General features: G+C 74.0%; 16 protein-coding genes. 4 read left to right on the forward strand and 12 right to left on the reverse strand.

The annotated features are described in order from the left end of the window. The first annotated feature begins 8 nt into the window (after nt 1–8). Entirely contained in the window at nt 9–923 is a 915-nt protein-coding gene (locus FR742_RS32200; RefSeq protein ID WP_148035096.1) for a LysR family transcriptional regulator, read from the forward strand. On the opposite strand, the gene FR742_RS32205 is transcribed toward FR742_RS32200, so the two are convergent. The 8 genes from FR742_RS32205 to lhgO all read right to left on the reverse strand — a co-directional run bounded on the left by FR742_RS32205 (nt 912) and on the right by lhgO (nt 10,829). Further along, nucleotides 912–1,751, reverse strand: a complete 840-nt coding sequence (locus FR742_RS32205) for a sigma-70 family RNA polymerase sigma factor (RefSeq protein ID WP_148035097.1) — start codon at nt 1,749–1,751, stop codon at nt 912–914. The genes FR742_RS32200 and FR742_RS32205 overlap by 12 nt on opposite strands. Further along, on the reverse strand, nt 1,748–2,902 hold the full coding sequence (locus FR742_RS32210) for an FAD-dependent oxidoreductase (protein ID WP_148035098.1): 1,155 nt from the start codon (nt 2,900–2,902) through the stop codon (nt 1,748–1,750). The genes FR742_RS32205 and FR742_RS32210 overlap by 4 nt, the downstream gene beginning before the upstream one ends. 56 nt (nt 2,903–2,958) lie before the next feature. Beyond that, complete coding sequence (locus tag FR742_RS32215) at nt 2,959–4,788, reverse strand: YfjP family GTPase (protein WP_148035099.1); 1,830 nt, start codon at nt 4,786–4,788, stop codon at nt 2,959–2,961. Beyond that, complete coding sequence (locus FR742_RS32220) at nt 4,785–6,767, reverse strand: ABC transporter (RefSeq protein ID WP_261808913.1); 1,983 nt, start codon at nt 6,765–6,767, stop codon at nt 4,785–4,787. The genes FR742_RS32215 and FR742_RS32220 overlap by 4 nt, the downstream gene beginning before the upstream one ends. Nucleotides 6,768–6,776: 9 nt before the next feature. After that, nucleotides 6,777–7,433, reverse strand: a complete 657-nt coding sequence (locus FR742_RS32225; RefSeq protein WP_148037095.1) for a response regulator transcription factor — start codon at nt 7,431–7,433, stop codon at nt 6,777–6,779. Between the two features lie 65 nt (nt 7,434–7,498). Then, on the reverse strand, nt 7,499–8,929 hold the full coding sequence (locus FR742_RS32230; protein WP_148035100.1) for a HAMP domain-containing sensor histidine kinase: 1,431 nt from the start codon (nt 8,927–8,929) through the stop codon (nt 7,499–7,501). Then, nucleotides 8,929–9,621, reverse strand: a complete 693-nt coding sequence (locus FR742_RS32235; protein WP_315970652.1) for a response regulator transcription factor — start codon at nt 9,619–9,621, stop codon at nt 8,929–8,931. The genes FR742_RS32230 and FR742_RS32235 overlap by 1 nt, the downstream gene beginning before the upstream one ends. A 17-nt stretch (nt 9,622–9,638) precedes the next feature. After that, a complete protein-coding gene (gene lhgO, locus FR742_RS32240; protein WP_261808914.1) occupies nt 9,639–10,829 on the reverse strand; it encodes an L-2-hydroxyglutarate oxidase in 1,191 nt (396 codons plus the stop codon). A gap of 73 nt (nt 10,830–10,902) precedes the next feature. Here lhgO and FR742_RS32245 point away from each other — a divergent pair, with 73 nt between their 5' ends. Further along, nucleotides 10,903–11,271 (forward strand): hypothetical protein, encoded by a 369-nt coding sequence (locus tag FR742_RS32245; protein WP_148035103.1) that lies wholly within the window; start codon nt 10,903–10,905, stop codon nt 11,269–11,271. Between the two features lie 6 nt (nt 11,272–11,277). On the opposite strand, the gene FR742_RS32250 is transcribed toward FR742_RS32245, so the two are convergent. After that, complete coding sequence (locus tag FR742_RS32250; protein ID WP_148035104.1) at nt 11,278–12,270, reverse strand: hypothetical protein; 993 nt, start codon at nt 12,268–12,270, stop codon at nt 11,278–11,280. Between the two features lie 35 nt (nt 12,271–12,305). Then, the gene (locus FR742_RS32255; protein ID WP_148035105.1) at nt 12,306–14,420 is read right to left on the reverse strand and encodes a hypothetical protein; all 2,115 of its coding nucleotides are present in this window, start codon (nt 14,418–14,420) and stop codon (nt 12,306–12,308) included. 144 nt (nt 14,421–14,564) lie between these two features. Between FR742_RS32255 and FR742_RS32260 the strand changes: the two genes are divergently transcribed. After that, a complete protein-coding gene (locus FR742_RS32260) occupies nt 14,565–15,578 on the forward strand; it encodes a helix-turn-helix transcriptional regulator (RefSeq protein ID WP_148035106.1) in 1,014 nt (337 codons plus the stop codon). Here the strand turns inward: FR742_RS32260 and FR742_RS32265 are convergent. Beyond that, nucleotides 15,560–16,858 carry an MATE family efflux transporter gene (locus tag FR742_RS32265; RefSeq protein ID WP_148035107.1) on the reverse strand — a complete coding sequence of 433 codons (1,299 nt, stop codon included), beginning with the start codon at nt 16,856–16,858 and terminating at the stop codon, nt 15,560–15,562. The two genes, FR742_RS32260 and FR742_RS32265, sit on opposite strands and share 19 nt — an antisense overlap. 51 nt (nt 16,859–16,909) lie before the next feature. On the opposite strand from FR742_RS32265, the gene FR742_RS32270 reads away from it, so the two are divergent. Continuing rightward, nucleotides 16,910–17,878, forward strand: a complete 969-nt coding sequence (locus FR742_RS32270; protein ID WP_148035108.1) for an aldo/keto reductase — start codon at nt 16,910–16,912, stop codon at nt 17,876–17,878. Between the two features lie 98 nt (nt 17,879–17,976). On the opposite strand, the gene thpR is transcribed toward FR742_RS32270, so the two are convergent. Then, complete coding sequence (gene thpR / locus FR742_RS32275) at nt 17,977–18,534, reverse strand: RNA 2',3'-cyclic phosphodiesterase (RefSeq protein WP_148035109.1); 558 nt, start codon at nt 18,532–18,534, stop codon at nt 17,977–17,979. Nucleotides 18,535–18,553 lie beyond the last annotated feature (19 nt).

Below are 18,553 nucleotides of genomic sequence, written 5' to 3' on the forward strand. Positions count from 1 at the left end.
CTCGCGGCGTGATAGACACGCGGCGGTTGCGCACGCTCCAGGCGGTGGCCGACCACGGCACGGTCACCGCCGCTGCCGCCGCCCTGCACCTCACGCCGTCCGCCGTGTCGCAGCAGCTCGCCGCGCTGGAGCACGAGGTCGGCCACCGGCTGTTCATCCGCGACGGCCGCGGCGTCCACCTCACCGCCGTCGGCAAGATCATGCTGGGACACGCCGACGAGGTCCTGGCCCAGCTCGAACGCGCCCGCGCCGAGGTCGCCGACTACACCGCGGGCGCCGCGGGCGAGGTGACCGTGGCCTGCTTCGCCACCGCGATCAGCGCCGTGCTCGCCCCCGCTATCACGGCCCTGCGCGCCTCCGCGCCCGGCCTCCAGGTACGGGTACGCGACGCGGAGGGCGACCAGTCCCTGACGATGCTCCTCGACAGCGAGGCCGACGTGGCGATCGCGGTCGAGTACCGGGGCGCCCCCGACGACCGGCGTCTGTCCCGGGTCCCGCTGTACGCCGAGCCCTTCGACCTCGTCCTGCCCGAGACGCACCCGCCGACCGGCACTTCGCTGGCCGCGCTCGCCGATGAGACCTGGATCGGCCCGTACCCGGGGAACCCGGTGCACGACGTGATCGCCTTCGCCTGTGAGCAGGCCGGTTTCACTCCCCGCTTCGCCCACTGCTCGGACGACTTCCGCGCCGTGGTCGCCCTGGTGGCCGCCGGCGCCGGCGTCGCCCTGGTGCCCCGGCTGGCCCTGCGCGACATGGCCCAGCCGGGCGTCGCGATCCGCCACGTGCCCGGCCCGGAACGCCGCGTCTTCGCCGCCGTCCGCCGCGGCGCCGAGTCCCATCCCCTGCTCCGGCCGCTGCTTGCCACCCTCCGCGACCTCACGACCTCGTTCACCCCTGACGGGAGCGACCGCTCACAGGGCTAGCCGGGCCAGTTTGTCGGGGTTCAGGATGCCGTACACCTCGCTGATCCGGTTCCGGTCCTCGGCCATGACGACGACCAGCACCGCGTACGGCAGTCCGTCGGAGAAGAGCGCCGCGGTGGGCGGGCCGTCCTGGGCGGACCAGTACACCGTCGTCTCCAGGCCGACCGGCGCGACCGCCGCCAGCAGCCTGCTCACCCGATCGCTGCCGGTGACCGGACGCAGGGCGGCCTTGACGCGTCCGCCGCCGTCCGTGCGCAGTGTCACGTCCGGAGCCAGCACCTCCATCAGGCCGGCGATGCTCCCGCCCAGCGCGGCGTCGAGGAAGCGCTCCGCGACGGCCTGGGCGGCGGCCCGCTCCTCGGGGAACCGCGGACGGCGGGCCTCGACGTGTTCGCGGGCCCGGTGGACGAGCTGGCGGACGGCGGCGGGAGAGCGGCCGAGGATACGGGCGACCTCGGCGTGCCGGAAGCCGAACGCCTCGTACAGGATGAACGCCGCCCGCTCCAGCGGCGACAGCGTCTCCAGCACCACCATCAGCCCGTAGGTGACCTCCTGGGCGCGGGCCACGTCCTCCACCGGGTCCGGGCCGGGCTCCGGCAGCCAGGGGCCGACGTACTCGTGGTGGAGGCGGTCGCGTTCGTCCAGGGCCAGGCGGGTGACGACGCGGACGAGGTAGGCGCGGGGGTTGTCCACCCGGGCGTGGTCCACGCCATGCCAGCGCAGCCAGGTCTCCTGCACCACGTCCTCGGCGTCGCCGGCGCTGCCCAGGATGTCGAAGGCGATGCTGAACAGCAGGTTGCGGTGCGTGTGGAAGGGGTCGCCGGTCATCGGGCGGCGTGCTCGCCGACGCGCAGGGCGTGCCTGGCCGCCGTGATCGCGCTGTTGACGGAGATCTCGCCGCGCATCCCGGGCGCCGCCACCATGTCGCCCGCCAGGAACACGCCGTGGCCCCGGTCGATCGCGGGACGGTCGCGCCAGGTCATGCCGGGCAGGTCGAGCGCGCCCGTACGGTGCCTGGCCGCCCCGGAGCGCCGCCAGGTCACGCGCCCGCGCCAGCCGGGCACCGCCAGATCGGCCAGCGCCTCCACCCGCCGGGTCGCCTCCGCCCTGGTCTCGCCGCGGCGGATCGGCATGTCGATCTGGAACAGCGTCTCCCCCTGGGGCGCGGCCGTGGGGTCCTGCATGGAGTAGCTCTCGTGGAAGCCGCCGTCGTCCAGGTCCCAGCAGATGAAGCGGTCGCCCCGCGCCGAGCGCACGGCCAGGTCCAGCATCACGCAGTCGCCGCTCTCCCAGCGCAGCGTGTCGTCGCCGAGCAGGAGCCGCGCCGACGACAGCTCGGTCGCGACGATCGTCGGCTCGCCCGGCAGCTCGGTCACGCGAGAGCCCAGCTCGACGCGTACGCCGAGGTCGCGGGCGCGGGCGGCGAGCCGGTCGATCACCGCCTGCCAGCCGCCGACCACCCACCGGACCGCCGGCGGGCGCGGGGCGAACACCCGGCGCAGCAGATCCCACACGAACGCCGCCGACAACCGCCCCGTGTCGGCGTCGTACGTCACCACGCTGATCGCGTTGGCGGCCACCCGGGCCGTGCGCTCGCCGTACGACCTGGACGCCCAGGTGTGGAAGTCCATCTCGACCGGTGCCGTCCTGGGCCCCGTCGCCATCATCCGCAGGAACCCCGCCGGGGGCAGCAGCCGCATCCGGCCGTCCCGTACGAACCCCATCCGGTAATCACGCACCGCCGGTCTGCCCAGCCCGTCGACCAGGCCCCGCTCCCGCAACCACGCCCAGTGCGGCCCGTCGGCGTAGAAGACGTGAGCGCCCTCGTGAACCAGGTACGGCCCGGCGATCGCCCGCCCCCGCCCGCCGAGCGTCCTGTGCGCCTCGTGCAGCGTCACCTCCGCCCCCGCCTCCGCGCAGACGACGGCCGCCACCAGCCCGGCCAGCCCGCCGCCGACCACCACGATCTTCTTCGTCACATTCCTCCCCTTTCCTCACATCATGAGAAGGAAAAGGCGCCGCAAATGTGACATCCTCAGCCCGCCCGGGTGACGGCGTCGGCGAAGCGGGTGTAGCGGTCGCGTTCCTCTTCGACGGGCTGGAGCACGTACTCCTGCCCCACCCTGCCGATGGCCTCGCGCAGCGCCTTGGAAGCCTTGCGGGCGCGGCGACGGCCGCCGAGCCAGGCGGCCACCCTGGACAGCAGGGCGATGAGCACCCCGGCCAGCGCGCCGCCGAGCAGCAGCACGGTCGGCCACGGCACCTCGCCGGCGGTCGGCAGGGGCGGCTCGGGCAGGCGCAGGTAGCCCAGCGCGAACAGCCCGCCCAGCCAGAGCGCCCCGGCCAGCAGGGCCGCGAACACGAGCCACTGCAACGCGTTCACCGCCCGCCACCAGCGGGGCCGCCGGGTCGCTCCCAGGGAGGTGCGGCCGACGGCCTTGTCCACGGCGTCGGCCAGCTCCGCCGAGCGCGAGCGCGCCGCCTGCCGCACCGACGCCGCCCACGCGCCCGGCAGCCCGGCGGCGGCCGACTCGCCGACGTCCCTGATCGCGGTCTCGACCTGCGCCCGCTGCACGGCGGACGCCTCGGGTACGGAGGTGCGGCCCACCAACTCGCGGTCCGGGGAGGACGCGGGCGCGGCCACACCGATCCGCAGCCGCCGCAACGGGTCGGGCCGGAACCGCCGCACCCACCGGGTGACGGGCCACCCGGTGGCGACCACGGCCCGGTGCCGGTGCCCCTTCGCCACGGCCTCCACCACGACCGGCACCCCGGCGGCCCGCGACAGCGCGGCCACCAGGCGCCCTTCCAGCCCCGTGACGTCTCCGGACACCGCCGGCAACGCCGCCTGCCCGTCCGGCGCGCTTCTCAGCGGCCCGCCACCGCCTCGGGCCTCGATCCCGGCCCAGGAGCCGGTCTCGGCCTGATGGTGCGGTGCGTCCGGGGGTACGGCGCCGTCGGCCGGTCCCGTGTCAAGGGCGAGCGTCCCTTCTCCGGCAGACCCTTCGGTCCGTCCGCGCGGGCTGCCGGAAGTGTGACCGCTCGTACGGGGAAGGGCCGACGAGGCGGTGGTCAGGTGGGTGGCGGCGGTGGTGACGTCGGCGGCGAGGCGGGCGGACCAGGAGGCGCGGTCCGCGACCCGGGTGGACAGGAGGGTGCGCAGTTCGGCCAGGCCGGCGCCCGTCCGGGCCGACACGCCGAGGACCGGGACGCCGGTGAGGCCGTCGGCGTCGAGGAGGCGGCGCAGGTCCTTGAGGCAGCGGTCCGCCGCGCCGGGCGGGAGGCGGTCGATCTGGTTGAGTACCACCACCATGACGTCCCGGTGCCCCGCCAGCGGTCGCAGGTAGCGCTCGTGGATGGCGGCGTCGGCGTACTTCTGCGGATCCAGCACCCACACCAGCAGGTCGACCAGCTCCACCAGCCGGTCCACCTCCAGCCGGTGGGACAGCCGGATCGAGTCGTGGTCGGGCAGGTCGAGCAGGACCAGGCCGGACAGGTCGTCGACGGCGGACGCGGAGTGGCGGTGCGGGACGTCGAGCCAGTCGAGCAGCGGCCCGGCTCCCGCGCCGTCCCACAGCGCCGCCTGGGCGGTCGACGTGGTGGGCCGGGTGACGCCGACGGCGGCCAGGTCCGTGCCGGTCATGGCGTTGAACAGTGACGACTTGCCGCTGCCGGTCGCCCCGGCGAGCGCGGCCACCGTGTGCTCGACGGACAGCCGGCGCCGCGCCCCCGCCCGCTCGGCCACCGCGCGCGCCGCCGCGACGGCCTCCGCCGGCAGCCGCCCCTCGCCCAGCTCGGCCGCCTCCAGCAGCGCGGCCAGCCGCGAGTCCAGCGAAGGCCGCTCCTTGCGGCGCAGCAGCTTCACCGCGCGTCCCCTCCCTCGGACGTCCGCGCCCGCGGCGACCCGCCAGGATCAGAACCACCACCGGGAGACTCCCGGAGTCCCGCGCCGCCCGCCTCAGAACCACCGCCGGGAGACTCCCGGAATTCCGCGCCGCCCGCCTCAGAACCACCGCCGGGAGACTCCCGGGGTCCCGTCCCGGACGGGCCGGGGCCACCCTCGGGAGGGAGTCCCGTCCCGGACGGGCCGGCCGCGGGGCGGGCCTTCTCGGAGGGCGGGCCCTCCAGGTCACGGTCCCGCCGACCAGATGGGAGCTCCGTCCGGTGGTCGCGGATCGTACGGGCCGCGTCCAGCAGGGCGGTGGCCGTGCCGCGCGACGGCTCCAGCGGCTCCAGGACGGACAGGAAGCGGGCCGCCTCCTCGTCCATCAGCCCCCGCACCCGCTCCCGCAGGTCCTCCCGGGCGCGGATGGTGAGCGTGCGCACCGCCTGGTCGCCGAAGATCGCCTCCAGCAGCTTCTGCGACAGCACGGTGGTGCCGCCCGCGATCCCCACCTCGATCCCGGTCAGCCCGCCCGTCGAGGCGAACACGGCCAGCATCAGCAGCAGCCCCGCCCCGTTCACGCCGAACGACGCCGCGCGCGCCGTGGTCCGCCTCTCCGCGCCTTCCTCCCGTACGAGGTCGAGCACGAACTCCTGCCAGCCGCGCACCGCCAGCTCGGTCCGCTTGCCCAGGTCGGGGGCGGCGCGGCCGAGCCGGGCCGACTCGATCGCGCCGAGCCGGTCGAGCAGCCCCGCGCCGCCGGGCGCGGCCGACCAGCCTTCGAGCGCCCGCTCGGCGGCGGCGTCGGCGGATCCCCTGATGAGCGCCTCGACGCCGCTCTCCAGCGCGTCCCTGAGCCGGTTCTCGGGCACCTGGCCGGTGAAGAAGCCGACGATCCGGTCGCGCAGCCACCCCACCCGGCTCTCCAGGGAGCGCATGAAGTCGCCGGTGCCGATGAAGTCCTGCCAGCGGGCCAGCACCTCGCCGCGGAGCAGCGACCCGTCGCGCATGCCCTCGTCGAAGTCCGCCATTCCGCCCGCGTAGGCGCCCTCGACCACGTCACGCAGCGTGCCGAAGCCGGCCTCCTGCCGCTCGACCGCGCCGGCCAGCGCGGGGACGCGGACGGCGAGGCTGTCGAGCGCGCCCGACAGCGTCTGCCGTACGACGCGGGCGCGTTCGGCGGCGTCGGCGGCGAGCCCGGAGAGCCAGGCGGCGATCGGGGCGACGGCGTCGGCGGGCAGTCGGGCCTTCTCGGAGGGCAGCGGCGCCTCGGGCACGGTGAACAGGCGGGTGCCGTCGAGCCCGTTCTCGGTCAGCAGGCGCTCCAGGTCGCGGGCGACCGGCCCCGCGGCCTCGGCAGGCACCCGGTCGAGCACGACGGCGAGCGCGGTGCTGCGCTCGCGGGCGGTGCGCAGGAAGCTCCACGGCACCTCGTCGGCGTAGCGGGCGGCGGTGGTGACGAACAGCCACAGGTCCGCGGCGGCCAGGAGCTGCGCGGCCAGCTCGCGGTTGGCGGTCACCACGGAGTCGATGTCGGGCGCGTCCAGCAGCGCCAGCCCGGCGCCGAGCGCCTCGGACGTCACCACCCGGAGCGCGCCGGGGCCGGAGCCGGTGGCGCGGGACATGCCGGGCAGCACGTTCTGGCCCATGAACCAGTCGCGGTCGGCCGGGTTGGCGACCAGGGTCGGCACCAGCGTGGTCGGCCGCAGCACCCCCGGCTCGGCCACGTCGGCCCCGACCAGCGAGTTGACCAGCGTGGACTTGCCCGCCCCGGTGGAGCCGCCGACCACGGCGAGCAGCGGGGCGTCGATCGCCCGCAGCCGCGGCAGCAGGTAGTCGTCGAGCTGGCCGGTCAGCTCCTTGAGCGCGCGCCGGTCGCCCGCCGCCTCGCCGATCGCCAGCGGGAACAGCTCCCGGTCCAGCGTCCCGCGCAGTCGCTGGAGCGCGCTCAACAGGTCCATACCGTCAAGCTAGCCCGAGGGCGGCTCCCTTAACACGTATCCGACGCTGCGCAGCGTGTGGATGAGCCGCGGCTCCACGTCGTCGACCTTGCGCCGGAGATAGGACACGTACGATTCGACCACCCCGGCGTCGCCGCCGAAGTCGTAGTTCCACACGTGGTCGAGGATCTGCGCCTTCGACACCACCCGGCCGGCGTTGGCCATGAAGTAGTGCAGCAGCTTGAACTCGGTCGGCGACAGCCGCACCTGCCGGCCGGCCCGCCACACCTCGCGCGCCTCCTCGTCCAGCTCCAGGTCGGCCACCTTGAGCCGGCTCGCGGGCGCGCCCTCGCCCCGGGTGCGGCGCAGCACCGCGCGGATGCGCGCCTGGACCTCCTCCAGGCTGAACGGCTTGGTCACGTAGTCGTCGCCCACCCGCAGCCCGGCGATCTTGTCTTCGGTGGCGTCGCGGGCGGTCAGGAACAGCACCGGCGCGTCGATCCGCCTGGCCACCTCGAACCCGTCGAGGTCCGGCAGCATGACGTCGAGCACCACCAGGTCGGGGCCGGTCCGCTTGGCGACCTCGACGGCCTCGTTGCCGTCGGCGGCGGTGACCACCTCGAACCCGGAGAAACGCAGGCTCGCCGAGAGCAGGTCCCTGATGCTGGGCTCGTCGTCCACCACCATGATCAGCGCCTCGGGTTTGCTCACCCTCTCAGGGTGGCCCAGTGACCTGAGGAAACGCTGAAGGCTCACTCCAAGGCGAGTGGGAGTTCGACGCGGAACGTGGCGCCCTCGCCGGGCGCGCTCCGCGCCACGACCGTGCCGCCGTGCGCCTGCACGAGCGCCTGCACGATGGCCAGGCCGAGCCCGCTGCCCCGGTCCTCGCCGGAACGCCGCCTGGACCTGGCAGAGTCGGCCCGGTAGAAGCGTTCGAAGACCCGGTCCACCTGGTCGGGGCTGAGTCCGGGCCCCTTGTCGGCCACTTCCAGGAAGACCGTCCCGTCGCCGGCGCCGACCCGCACGGTGATCGGGGTGCCCTCCTCGGTGTGGATGAGCGCGTTGGAGGTCAGGTTGCCGACCACCTGGCGCAGCCGCACCTCGTCGCCGGAGACGATGAGCGCGGCGCCGCCGACGACGTCCAGGTCGATCTGCCGGTCGGGGGCGAGGATGCGCGCCTCCTGCACCGCGTCGGCTGCCAGCGCCAGCATGTCCACCGGGCGCATCTTGAGCGGGCGGTGCTGGTCCACCTGGGCGAGCAGCAGCAGGTCGTCCACGAGCAGGGTCATCCGGCCGGCCGCGTTCTCCACCCGCTGCATCAGCTCGGCCGGGTCGGCGCCGGGGTTCTGGCGGGCGTACTCGGCGAAGCCGCGGATCGAGGTGAGCGGGGTGCGCAGCTCGTGCGAGGCGTCGGTGACGAACTGCCGCATCCGGTCCTCGGAGCGCCTGGCGGCCTCCTCCGAGGCCGAGCGCGCCGCGAACGCGCTCTCGATCTGCGCGAGCATCCCGTTGAGCGCCGTGGCCAGCCGCCCGACCTCGGTGCGCGAGTCGCCGTCGGGCACCCGGCGGCCCAGCTCGCCCGCGGCGATGGTGCCGGCGGTCCGCTCGATCTCGACCAGCGGCCGCATGCTGCGCCGCACGATGGTGACGCCCACCACGGCCAGGATGAGCACGATGCCGCCGCCGCCCAGCAGCTCGATGAAGACGAGCCGCCGGGTGATCTCATTGACCTCGGTCAGGTCGGTGGCGACCACGAACGTGCCGTACGGGGTGGCGGTCTCGCGCACCCGCCACTCGCCGGGGCCGCTCACGGCGGGCGCGGTGTAGACGCCGGGTCCCGGCGAGTCCTCCAGCTGCGGCTTGGGCTTCTGGTCGACGTCCCTGTCACCCTGGGCGGGGGTCAGCCCGCCGTACGGGTCGCGCAGCAGCACGATCGTGTCCGACTCGATGAGCAGCGGCTTCTCGGACGTCTGCCTGCCCTGCTCGCGCCGCTCGGCGTCGATGATCAGCCGTTTCTGGACCCGTACCGAGATCAGGTTGACCTGGCCGTCGACGCGGTCCATCAGGTAGCCGTGCAGGACCGAGACGCTCACCACGCCGATGAACGACATGCCGATGCCGAGCAGCGCCAGCATCGAGGCCATGAGCTTGATCCGGAGCGGCAGCCGGCCCGACCTGGCCATCAGCCGCTCGGCGGCAACCGCAGGACGTATCCGACGCCGCGCAGGGTGTGGATGAGCCGCGGACTGCGATTGTCGATCTTACGGCGGAGCACCGAGACGTAGGACTCGACGATGCCGACCTCGCCGCGGAAGTCGTAGTCCCACACGTGGTCGAGGATCTGCGGCTTGGACAGCACCCGTCCGGCGTTCGTCATGAAGTAGCGCAGCAGCTTGAACTCGGTCGGGGACAGCGCGACGGCGTGGCCGCCGCGCCACACCTCGTGGCTCTCCTCGTCCAGCTCTATGTCGGCGAACGTCAGCCTGGGCGGTGGCGGCTGCGCGTCGCCGCTGGTACGGCGGAGCACGGCGTGGATCCTGGCCACGACCTCTTCCAGGCTGAACGGCTTGGTCACGTAGTCGTCGCCGCCGATCGTCAGCCCGCGGATCTTGTCCTCGGTCTCGTCCTTGGCCGTCAGGAACACCACGGGCGTGTGCATGCCGCCGCTCCGCAGCCGCCGCACGATCTCGAAGCCGTCCAGGTCGGGCAGCATGACGTCGAGCACCACGAGGTCCGGGCGTTGCCGTTGGACCGCGGCGACCGTGTCGGCGCCGCTCTTGGCGGTGGACACGTCGAAGCCCGCGAACCTCAGGCTCGCGGCGAGGAGTTCGAGGATGTTCGGGTCGTCTTCGACGATCAACAGGCGCGCTTCCATCACCATCAAGGATGCACTCATCGGGAGGGTGCCGGAACAATTCCGGCAATGTGCTGGGCGATGGCCAGGCTCGACGTGGCAGCGGGGGAAGGCGCGTTCCGTACGAGGACGACGTTCCCGAGCACGTCCACCGCGAAGTCGTCCACCAGCGAGCCGTCGCGCGCCACCGCCTGCGCGCGCACGCCGCCCGCGGCGCGCCGCAGGTCATCGGCGGTGAGCTCGGGGACGTAGCGGCGCGCGGCCTCGGTGAAGGCGCTCTTGACCAGCGAGCCGTAGACCTCCTTGACGCCGGTGCGCCAGTGGCGGCGGGCCATGCGGAGGGTGCCGGGCCAGGCGAGAATCTGAGGAAAATTACGAAAATTTCGCCATATGTAGCCTTCGTACGCGCCCGCCAGCACCGCGTTCGGCCCCACCAGCACCTCGCCGCCGACGTGCCGGGTGAGGTGCACCCCGAGGAACGGGTAGCGCGGGTCGGGCACCGGGTAGATGAGCCCGCGCACGAGGCCCCTCGCCGCCCCCCGGAGCGCGTAGTACTCGCCGCGGAACGGCACGATGCGCACCGAGCCCGGCCGGCCCGCCATCGCGGCCACCGCGTCCGTGCCGAGCCCGGCGCAGACCACCAGCCGGTCGAAGGCGAACCTGCCCGTCCCCGCCACCACCTCCACGCCCCTGGAGGTCTCCCTGATGCCCCTGACCGGATGCCGCAGCCGTACCGAGCCGCCCAGCTCCGCCACGTCGAGCGCGAGCCGGCGCGCGACCGCGGGGAAGTCGGCGATCGCGGTGTGCGGCGAGTGGATCGCCGCGACGCCGACCGCGTGCGGCTCCACCTCGCGCAGCCCGAGCGCGTCCAGCTCGGTGATGCCGGGCACGCCGTTGGCCCTGGCCCGCTCTGCCAGCGCGGCCAGCCGCGGCCGCTCCGCCCGGGTGGCGGCCACCACGAGCTTGCCGACCTCCTCGTACGGGAGAGCGTGCCGCGCGCAGTACTCCTTCAGCAGCGCCACGCCCTCGCGGCAGAGCCTGGCCTTCAGCGAGCCGGGCGGGTAGTAGATGCCCGCGTGCACGACCCCGCTGTTGTGGCCGGTCTGGTGGGCCCCGACGCGGCCCTCCTTCTCCAGCACGGTCACCTCGGCGCCCCTGGTGGCGGCCAGTTCGCGAGCGACCGCCAGGCCGACGATCCCGGCCCCCACGACTCCGATCTTCTCCGTCACGTGGTGAATGTATCCAAAACGGTGCGTCCACCTCGCCCTGTGATGGTGAATCGAACATGAGTACGATGAAGGCATGTATGTCCCGCCCGAATGGCCCGCCGAGGTGCGACCCCCCAGCGTGCCCGACTGGGAGAGGTCGGCCGTCGCCTGGCTCCTCGACGCCGTGCCGCCCGACTACCGGGCCTACGAGGTGCTGAGGCGGCATCCGGTCGCGCTCGCCCGGATGGCCCGCCACCACGTCGGCTCCGCGGTCGAGGCGGCCCGCGCGGGCTACCGGGGGGCGGCGGTCGACCTCAAGGGCCACCTGCCGCCGCACGCCATCGAGGCGGTCCTCGACACCTACCGCCAGGAGGGCCCCCGCCTGGTGCGCCTGGCCCGCTCGATCGAGGCCGTCGAGCGGGCCCTGCGCGGCGACATGTTCACCGCCGGCATGCGTCCGTAGCGGCCCTCAGCGCGTGATGCGCGCCAGGAACGTGATGGCGCCGATCGCCAGCGCCGCCGCCCCCAGCCAGATCAGCACGTTCAGCCCCGTCAGCCCGCCGCCCGCCGGCTCGGCCGCCGCGGTGGTGCCCTGCGCGCGGGGCCGCTCGGACGGCGTGGGCGAGGGCGTGGGCGTCGCGGCGGCCGGCAACGGCACCCTGTGGACAGGGCTGCGCACCCCCTCCGACCCGGTCAGCAGGGCCGTGCCGTCCCGGGTGTACGCGATGGACTCGGCCTGCCTGAGCTCCGGCATCGGCACCTTGGCGATCATCTTGCCGGACGGCTCGTACAGGGTCGCGGAGAAGTACGTGCGGATCACGTACGACGAGCCGTCGGGCGCGTACGCCGCGTCGGTGGCCATGATCGGCGCGCTCCCGATCCTGCGCAGCGTGTTGGTCCTGTCAGTACGCAGCTTCTTGGGGGCCACGTAGACCCCGCCGGCGAACTCCTTGGTCACGACGTGGAGCCGCCCGGTCCTGGGGTTCACCATGATGCCCTCGGCGTTCCTGGCCCCGTCGGCGTAGCGGAACCGGTAGCGGACGGCGGGCAGGGTGGCGTCGGCGAGCGTGCGCGGCTCCATCACCTTGTAGATCGAGACGTCGGGCCACGCCCCGTCGAGGTTGTCGCCGATGTCGGCGAACCACAGCACCCCGCGCCCGGTCTCGGGGTCCTTGACCGCCGCCATGGCCTCCCAGTCGCGCGCCTCGGCCCCCCGCAGCCGGAAGGTGGCCTTGGTCCTGCCGTCGGCCCCGACCGCGTAGAACTCCGGCTGCGCCGAGCTGTCGTTGTGGGTGTAGTAGACGTCGTCGTGGGTGGGCGAGACGGCCAGCCCGCTGGACTCGGTGATGCGCGGGTCGCGGAAGGTGAACAACCGCTCCCCGTCGTCGGCCGCGGCCGACGCCGGAAGCACGGCCAGGGCGGCCAGCGCCACCCCGAGCATCCTGATCAGCAGTCCCCCCACGCCGCCATCATGCCCCAAACGTCACGCCTCCCCGGCTATGACCCGTCCGGTGTGGTGATGCGCAGCCGCCACTCCCTGTCGTCGAGGCGTTCCTCCCAGGCCACCGTGGGACGCCCGGCCCGGTCGAGGGCCAGCGCGAGCGGCCCACCCGCACCCTCCACGCGGGCGATCGGAGCGCGGTCGCAGGCGCCGCCGTCGCAGGTCGCCAGCACCAGAGCGCGCCGCCGCCCGTCGTAGGCGGCCAGGACGACCCGCCCGGACGGGTCCACGAGCAGGTGGGGCCTGCGGGGAACCGTGGGTTCGTAGGAGCGCAGGCTCCCGTCGAGGACGAGGCTGGACACGCCGGGAGAGGTCAGGCCGGATCCCAGCCGCATCGCATCGGTCCGCGCGCAGTCCTGGCCCCGGCACCGCAGCAGCCGCAGGTCTCCCGCGCCGCCCTGGTAGGCGACGACCGGGCGGCCGTCAGGAGGGACGGCGACGGCGACGGCACCCGCCTTGACGGTGTCGTCGCTGGAGAACTCGTCGGCGAGCCGGTGCGTGGTCAGCTCCGGGCGGAGGCAGGCGGCGGTATCGCAGACGATCACCCGCAGCGTGCTGGAAGCGGGTTCGAGCCAGGTCACGACGGGGCGATCCGGCGGGACGACGGCCACGGCGAGTCTCCCCCTCATCGTGGAGCTCGCCCGGTCGTACGGCAGGGCCGCCGCCAGCGGGACGGTCCGGGGCCGCGGACACCGCGCGTCGTCGCACGACGTCAGCGACAACTCGGTGACCGCGTCTCCGTCGCGGTTCGCCACGGCGACCAGGACGCCGCCGGCGGGACCAGCGGCCAGCGCGAGGTCCTGCAGCCTGCCGGTGGTCCCGGCCCGGGTGACCGGCCCGGCCGACGGCGTGCACTGTCCTGTGCTCACGCATCGGATCAGGTGCAGCGTGGCCTCAGGTCCGTCCTGCCAGCCCGCGTGGACGACACTGCCGTCAGCCAGGGTCGTGGCGGAGACGGGGTCGTCGGTGAACGCGTAGGGGCGCACCCAGCCGAGCGAAGGGACGTCGCAGGCCATGTCCACGCACGTCAGGGTGGTCGCGCCGACGGCACGGGGGTCGTAGCCGGCCAGCAGCGGCGTCCCGTCCGGCCGGATGGCGAGGTGCGCGAGGTCGCCGCGGTCCATGAAGGGACGGACCTCGCCCGGAAGATGATCGTCGTCGGAGGGCTCGGGATCCGCCAGGGACGACGGTGCTCGGTCGGGATCGTCCACGGGGACCATCCGGACCGTACGGTCGGTGACCTCGGGCAACGGGGACAGGACGGTGACGGCGCCCACCCCGATCAGCAGAAGCGAGATGGCGGCCGGCATCGCGGGGGCGGTCCTCGCCGGCTCCGGCCGGGGCTCCGCGGGGACGTGGAAGGAGGCGAGCGCCTGAGCGGTGAGGGGGATCACGGCGAGGAGGAGGGCGGCGCCCAGCGCGGCGGCGACGGCTTTCACCGCGTCGGGCAGCAGCGGAGCGAGCCACAGGTGGACGCCGAACGCCAGGGCCGGGGTGGCCGAGGTGGCGGCCGCGAGGAGCAGCGTCGCCTTCGTACGCCGGCCGGACACCGTCTCGCGCGCGCGGCGGAACGCGCCGGTCACCGGGTGGCCCGCCACGAGGACGACGGGCAGCACCAGCATCACGGGCAGCGCGATCACCACGGCCACGGCCACCGTGACGGTCACGATCCAGCGCTGGCCGGTCCACTGGGCGACGACGGCGGACGACGCCACGACCAGCGCGTGGGGCAGCAGGCGGAGCGCCACCAGCGCCGCCAGGGCGAGCAAGGTCCCCGAGCGCCGCGCGGCCTCGCGGATCGCCGCGGCGACGCTGCCGCCGAACCGTCCCGCGGCCAGATACAGGCTCGCCACCAGGGCGAGCGCCCCTCCCGCCGCTGTCAGTGCCGTCACGGCGACCGACCAGACGACGTACGACGCCGGCGGCCGGCCCTCGACCAGGCCGGGAAGGCCGTTGACGAGCGCGGCAGCGCCCCCTGCGGCAGGCGGCAGCGTCAGGTAGGCGGCGAGCGCCACAGGAAGGAGCAGGAACGCCGGCGGAGCGAACAGCGTCGGCCAGCTCACCGCTCGGGCCTCACTCATCTGCGCGTGGGGGATGGTTCGCTGCGTCATCGTCGATGAGTCCTGGAGGGGCGTGTGCGGGTCTGACCGGTCTGTCCTGGAAAAGGTACAAATCGATGATCTGACGTGTCACCGTGTTCCGTTCTGGAGTGGAACATGGAGCTCAGGCCCGCGCCGGGCGGAGATACTGGGACCATGTCGGGTGGCCTGCTGAGGATCGTCTTCACCGCCGACGACCTCGCCCGGGTACGGATCGCCTCCCGCGTCGACTTCCTGTGGGAGGCGGTGATGAGCCTCTACCGCCTGCGCGAACGCGGCGGTGGCCGGGAGATGGACGGCTGGCGGCGCCGGGCGCGTGCCGACCTGGCCTCGGCGGGGCTGCTCGAACCCGTCCGGCGGACACTGGTCCCCCTCGTCCCGGCGGGCGCGTACTTTCCCGACTTCCTTACGCCGATCGAATCCCAGGGCGGATTCGACGACGGCATCGCCGCGTTGGGCGACACCCCGCGGATACGCGTCCGGCAGGAGATGGCCGTCTTACACACGCACGCCGGTCTGCCGGGCGGCCTGGACGACCTGCTCAGAGGCGATCAGCGGGCCGTCCGCCGAGTCTCCGGCCTGGTGGCCGGCTACTGCCGTACGGCGCTCGGCCCGCTGCGCACGACACTGGAAAGCGTGCTGGGCCAGGAGCGCACCGGTCTGGCCCGCCGGTTGGTCGACCACGGTACGGAGACCATGCTCGCGGGCCTGGCACCGACGCTGCGCTGGCGTCCCCCTGCTCTGGAAGCCGACTATCCGGCCGGTGACCATGAGATCCGGCTGGGCGGGCGGGGTCTGACCCTGATCCCTTCGTACTTCTGCCGGATCACCCCGGTCGCGCTGCTCGACCCGCGGCTGCCGCCGGTCCTGGTCTACCCGGTGACCGGCCGCCCGGAGCCCGCCGCCGGCCCCCAGGACTCGCTGGCGGCGCTGCTCGGCGCCACGCGCGCCCGGATCCTGCGGTGCGTCGCCTCGGGCACGGGCTGCACCACCACCGAACTCGCCCGCCGCACCGGAGCGTCGCTGTCGAACGCGAGCCAGCACGCCCAGGTGCTGCACGGCTCCGGGCTGATCACCAGCACCCGCCAGGCCAACATGATGGTGCACGAGATCTCCGACCTGGGCGCCCGGCTGGTCCGCGGCGAGCGCGGTCACCCGGGCGAGCTCTGACCCGCGACACGGCGACCCTCGGCCCGGCCCACCCGCGCGCTGTGCCGGTGGAACCCGGTGGCCTGGAGGACGGCCAGCAGCAGGTTGCCCACGAGCAGGGCGACCCACAGCCCGGTGACCCCCCAGGTCGCGGCCACGGGCACGGCGGCCAGCGCGAGCAGCCCGTAGCCGGCGGCGAAGTACGCCAGGCTGGCCCCCGTACGCTTCAGCCCCGTCAGGCCGAAGCCCTGCACGGCCTGGACCGAGTCGGCCATCGAGGACAGCAGCATGAGCGGCAGGAGCGCCAGCGCCACGCCGCGCACGGCGGGATCGCCGGTGAACAGCCCCAGCACCGGGCCGCCCAGCACCAGCAGCGTCAGCGCGGCGAGCGTGGTGCCGCCGACGGCGAGCAGGGCCGCGGCGCGGTTGGCGCGGCGCGCCGAGGCGACGGTGGCGGCGCGCGACACCTCGGGCACCGACGCCTGCCCGACCGCCATGGCGGCGAGCACGATGAACCCGGTGAGCGTGGCCAGCACCGCGTGCGCGGCGGCGTCGCGGGCGCCGGTGATGCCGGCCGCGAACGTGATCACGCCCAGCGCGCCGAACTTGATCAGCACCGTCGCCGCCAGCGGCAGGCTCACCGCGGCCAGCCGGGCGATCTCCCGCGGTCGCGGCCGGCCCCGGCCGACCGGACGGCCCAGGGCCCGGCGCAGCGCCAGGTCGCCGACGCCGACCAGGGTGAGCCCCGACAGCGTCCAGGCCACCCCGACACCGGTCAGCCCGAGCGGCGGCACCAGCGCGACGGCCAGCGCGATCATCACCGCCGTGCTCGCCAGGCTCGCCCACAGCACGCCCCGGCTGCGCCCGATGGCCACCAGCACGGCGGTGGCGCCGCCGCCCGCGGCGTAGATCACCAGGTAGAGGGCGAGCAGCCAGGGCAGCACCCCCAGCTCGGCCACCACCTCGGCGGGCACCCCGGCGGCCTCGGCCAGCGCGGGCACGCCCAGCACCGCCAGCGCGCCCGCCAGGCCCACGAGCAGGCTCAGCCACCGGGCGTCGCGCAGCACCGGCAGCACCGCGTCGGGGTCGTCGCGGTGCGGGGCGACGAACGGCGCGAGCCCGCGTAACGCGCCCGCGACGGCCGTGGACGCGGGAGTGAGCACGGCGGTCATGACGGCGAAGGCGGCGAGCGTGACGGTGGCGTGGCGGCCGAGCACGGCGGTGACCACGACCGCGCCGAGCAGGTTGGTGACCATCGAGAGGAACAGCGGCACCGAAGCGCGCACCAGCCCCGAGAACACGGCCCCAACCCTATGGCCTGGAGCGCACTCCAGGTACCTAGTGTGGAAAGCATGGACTACGTGAACCTCGGGCGCAGCGGCCTCCGGGTCAGCCCGCTCTGCCTCGGCACCATGAACTTCGGCCCGCACACCTCCGAAGAAGACTCGTTCGCGATCATGGACAGGGCTCACGAGCTGGGCCTCAACTTCTTCGACACGGCCAACGTCTACGGCTGGAAGAAGGGCGAGGGCATCACCGAGAACATCCTGGGCCGGTGGTTCGCCCAGGGAGACGGCCGCCGTGAGAGAACGGTGATCGCCACCAAGCTCTACGGCGACATGGGCGACTGGCCCAACGAGAGCAGGCTGTCGGCGCTCAACATCCGCCGGGCCTGCGACGCCTCGCTCAAGCGCATGCAGACCGACTACATCGACATCTACCAGGCCCACCACGTCGACCGGCGCACGCCGTTCGACGAGTTCTGGGAGGCGATGGAGGTGCTGCGCCAGCAGGGCAAGATCCTGTACGTCGGCTCGTCCAACTTCGCCGGCTGGCACATCGCCAAGGCGCAGGAGACGGCGGCCCGGCGCGGCTTCTTCGGCCTCGTCAGCGAGCAGAGCCACTACAACCTGCTGACCAGGGCGGTCGAGCTGGAGGTGCTGCCCGCGTGCGAGGACTACGGCCTGGGCGTCATCCCGTGGAGCCCGCTGGCCGGCGGCCTGCTCGGCGGCGTCCTGCGCAAGATCGACAAGGGCCGCTCGGCCGCCGACCGCATGCTCACGGAGCTGGAGAAGCACCGCGACAAGATCGAGCGGTACGAGAAGCTCTGCGACGAGCTGGGCGAGGACCCCGCGCACGTCGGGCTGGCCTGGCTGCTGAAGCAGCCCGCGGTGACCGCGCCGATCATCGGCCCGCGCACCCTGGAGCAGCTCGACGGCACCATGCGCACGCTCGAGATCGAGCTCGACGACGAGGCGCTGGCCAAGCTGGACGAGATCTTCCCTGGCCACCGCACCGCGCCGGAGGACTACGCCTGGTAGGGCGTCAGGTCACCAGCGCGCCGACGATCACGATGAGCATGAGGAGGCCGAGCACCAGGGGCAGCAGCCAGGAACGAGGACGGTCCACGCCCAGGAGCCTAGCCGGGCGACGCGGGTGCGAGCGCCCACTCGTCCAGTGACTCGTACCTCACCCGCGGCCCCGGCTCGCTCACGAACAGCCGGATCGTCTCCGCCCGCCACGTCGAGCCGGTGAATCCGGCCAGCGAGTCGACGAGCGGGCGGAGGTCGGTCTCGGCCTTGGCCCTGGCCAGCGTCAGGTGCGGGTGGAAGCGCTTCTCGTCGATGTTCGCGGCGCCGGCCCGCCGGCCGGCGGCCCTGACGGAGTCGACCAGCCGGACCATCGAGTCGCCCGACAGGCCCGCCCAGAACACCCGCGCGCGCCGTACGGACGAGAACGCGCCGAACCCGGTGAAGGCCAGGGCCGGCACCGGGTGGCGGCCGGCGGCGCGGGCCAGGCGGGCACGCAGGTCGGGCAGCGCCCGCTCGGGCACCTCGCCGAAGAAGGCCAGCGTGACGTGCCAGGTGGCGCGGTCCGGCCAGCGCAGCTCCGGCACCTGCCCGACGTGCGGCGCGATCGCGCGTTCGAGCTCGTCCAGCACCTCGTCGGGCGGCAACACGGCCGCGAAGAGCCTCATACCCCCAGTGTGTCCCGCC

Origin of the sequence: Nonomuraea sp. C10, from assembly GCF_008017515.1 — a bacterium.
Classification (GTDB): domain Bacteria; phylum Actinomycetota; class Actinomycetes; order Streptosporangiales; family Streptosporangiaceae; genus Nonomuraea; species Nonomuraea ferruginea.

Excerpts from the sequence above, each read along its gene's own strand:
- FR742_RS32270 (WP_148035108.1), top strand. The coding sequence starts at position 16,910 with ATGGACTACGTGAACCTCGGGCGCAGCGGCCTCCGGGTCAGCCCGCTC.
- FR742_RS32245 (WP_148035103.1), top strand. The coding sequence starts at position 10,903 with ATGTATGTCCCGCCCGAATGGCCCGCCGAGGTGCGACCCCCCAGCGTG.
- FR742_RS32205 (WP_148035097.1), bottom strand. The coding sequence starts at position 1,751 with ATGACCGGCGACCCCTTCCACACGCACCGCAACCTGCTGTTCAGCATC.
- FR742_RS32235 (WP_315970652.1), bottom strand. The coding sequence starts at position 9,621 with ATGGAAGCGCGCCTGTTGATCGTCGAAGACGACCCGAACATCCTCGAA.
- thpR (WP_148035109.1), bottom strand. The coding sequence starts at position 18,534 with ATGAGGCTCTTCGCGGCCGTGTTGCCGCCCGACGAGGTGCTGGACGAG.
- FR742_RS32260 (WP_148035106.1), top strand. The coding sequence starts at position 14,565 with ATGTCGGGTGGCCTGCTGAGGATCGTCTTCACCGCCGACGACCTCGCC.
- FR742_RS32220 (WP_261808913.1), bottom strand. The coding sequence starts at position 6,767 with ATGGACCTGTTGAGCGCGCTCCAGCGACTGCGCGGGACGCTGGACCGG.
- FR742_RS32255 (WP_148035105.1), bottom strand. The coding sequence starts at position 14,420 with ATGACGCAGCGAACCATCCCCCACGCGCAGATGAGTGAGGCCCGAGCG.
- FR742_RS32230 (WP_148035100.1), bottom strand. The coding sequence starts at position 8,929 with ATGGCCAGGTCGGGCCGGCTGCCGCTCCGGATCAAGCTCATGGCCTCG.
- FR742_RS32225 (WP_148037095.1), bottom strand. The coding sequence starts at position 7,433 with ATGGTGGTGGACGACGAGCCCAGCATCAGGGACCTGCTCTCGGCGAGC.